Genomic DNA, 2,476 nt, shown 5'->3' with positions numbered 1-2,476 from the left:
TCTCGCCCTGAAGGGCCAGCGCAAGCGCTGTTCAAAACGTACACGTTTTGTCCTGCAACTCGAATTATTTAGGGTATATGCTGTTCCCAACATTAACTATTAAGCGACACCATGATTTTATGGTGCTCATCAGAATGAAATAGCGTAAATGCAGGGAGTAATTCCCGCGCGCTTTGCTCCAGTGCATCAATTAATTGCACAACGATAGGGCGCACTGTTTTTGCCTGAGGCGTAATAACGCCAAAGTAATAGGGAATATCCACGTCCAGCTCTCTTACCGCCACCCCGCTTAACGGGAAGCCATAGGCCGTCACCGGTTCCGTAATGGCAACGCCCAATCCGCTGCGCACGCACGCCAACAGGTTGGCAGAGGCGTTGGTTTCAATCACGTACTGCGGTGTAATCTTGGCCTTTTTCATCGCCAGCTCAAAACGGTGACGCTGGCGGTACGGATTGTAGAGCGTGATGATTTTCCGCGCTGCCAAGGCGTCCAGCGCGATGCGCTCCTGCTGTGCCAGCGGATCGTCCTCGTGTAACACCACCACGCAGCGCGTTTGCCCGATCCAGTGCCGTTCGACATTCTTGTGCTCCAGCGGCAAACTGCTGATAGCCATATCGGCACGTCCCTCGATCACGCTGTGCACCGCTTGTTCCGCCGTATAACTGAGGATTTGCAGCGGCATGGTCAGCGCCAGTTTTGCCAGTGCGTCAGGCAATAACCCCGCAGCCATGGCTGGCGTGGCAGCAATCACCAGCGGTTTCTCTTCCGCAGCACTGATCTCCTGAGCGCGCACCTGCACCTGATGCAGCGAAATCAAGGCATGTTCCACCGATTCATGCAGCTGTAGTGCCTGCTCGGTGGGGTGAATGCGTGGCCCGTTGCGCACAAACAGCGGGTAACCAATCTTGCTTTCAAATTCCTGAATCAATCGCGTTACGGCGGGTTGCGAGCGATGTAACTGCTTGGCGGCGGCCGTAATGCTTCCCGCTGAGATCACCGCAGAAAAAGCTTCCAACTGGCGCAGATCCAAATCTTCGATTAAGGGCGTTTTCAACATAGTGCGTTATTTTCCAACCGGGAAGCCAGCCTGCCACTATACACCCTAACCCCCCGGTGTACCCGCCACGTGGCGCGTTGGCGTGATGGTAATGCATGGTGCCAAGCATGCGTGAAAATGCGCGCGCTGTATATTTCCTTTTTTGCATATCCTCATGCGGAATAATTATTAAGAATAAGCATTAACAATGGATAATAATTCAAATAACGCATAATTAAAGTTGTGACGAATAAGCAACATCATCAAAGGAACGGAGCGAAATGAACACGAGTGAGGGGGCTGGACTCTCTGCGCTGGAAGCCCGGTTATATGACGATTTGAGCCTGCTGGAACTGCCAGCCAAACCCTGGGTGCCTTTGCACTATGTCGAGGAACATCCGGTGCTGGATGTGGCTATCCTCGGCGCGGGAATGTGTGGCCTGACGGCGGCGGCAGCGCTGCGCATGGTGGGGGTGGATAATATACTCTGTTTCGATCGTGCGCCCGCAGGCCAGGAAGGCCCGTGGGTAACCTACGCGCGCATGGAAACCCTGCGTTCGCCAAAGCAGCTTACCGGTCCGGCCTTGGGGTTGCCGGCGTTGACGTTTCGCGCCTGGTATCGGGCGCAATTCGGCGCTGCGGCGTGGGAAGCACTGGATAAAATCTCCCGAACCCAGTGGATGGAGTATCTTACCTGGTACCGCCGCGTGCTGGCGTTGCCGGTAATCAATCACACGGAAATCGTGGCGCTGACGCCCTATCAGCACAAGCTGATTGCGGTGGATACCCGTAATCGACTCACCGGTGCAACGCAGCGCTACTACGCGCGCCGTGTGGTGCTGGCGAATGGCCGCGACGGTTTGGGCGGGCCCGCTGTGCCGGATATCGCACACCGGGTGGATCGGCGCTATTGGGCGCACTCGGCGCAACCGATCGATTTCTCCGCGCTACAAGGCAAACGGGTGGCGGTAGTGGGGGCCGGGGCCTCCGCCATGGATAACGCGGCGACGGCGCTGGAAGCTGGCGCGCAGCGTGTCGATCTCTTCATTCGACGCGACGATATTCCACGTATTAATAAATTTACCGGTATTTCCAGTCAGGGGGTGGTGCAGGGATTCGTCGGACTTAGCGATGCCTGGAAGTGGCAGTTTCTTGCCACGACGCTCTCGGCACAAACGCCGCCCCCGCGCGACTCTACCCGTCGGGTGTCACGCCATGCCAACGCCTATTTTCATTTGGCAAGCCCGATCGTCACCCTGGAGGAGGCTCAGCAGCACCTGGTGCTGACCACGCCCAAAGGGCGCTACGAGGTTGATTTCGCGATCTTTGCCACGGGTTTTGACGTTGATGTCTCCAAGCGCGGCGAATTGCGCCATTTCGCTGATGAGATGCTGTTTTGGTCGGATGTGTATACGCCGCCCGCGGGGCAGGAGAACCGC

2 protein-coding genes are annotated in these 2,476 nt (G+C 56.7%); one reads left to right on the top strand and one right to left on the bottom strand.

Features of this window, described 5'->3' with window-relative positions:
• Positions 1–92: 92 nt before the first annotated feature.
• Positions 93–1,058, bottom strand: a complete 966-nt coding sequence (locus tag J5224_RS24915; RefSeq protein ID WP_264627899.1) for a LysR family transcriptional regulator — start codon at positions 1,056–1,058, stop codon at positions 93–95.
• A 260-nt stretch (positions 1,059–1,318) separates the two neighbouring features.
• Between J5224_RS24915 and J5224_RS24910 the strand changes: the two genes are divergently transcribed.
• Positions 1,319–2,476, top strand: a 1,158-nt coding sequence (locus J5224_RS24910) for an NAD(P)-binding domain-containing protein (protein WP_264627898.1), incomplete at its 3' end; no start/stop codon positions are given.

It is taken from the genome of Candidatus Symbiopectobacterium sp. NZEC135, assembly GCF_025962695.1.
This window is presented reverse-complemented; position numbering and strand designations above follow the sequence as displayed.

Excerpts from the sequence above, each read along its gene's own strand:
- J5224_RS24915 (WP_264627899.1), bottom strand. The coding sequence starts at position 1,058 with ATGTTGAAAACGCCCTTAATCGAAGATTTGGATCTGCGCCAGTTGGAA.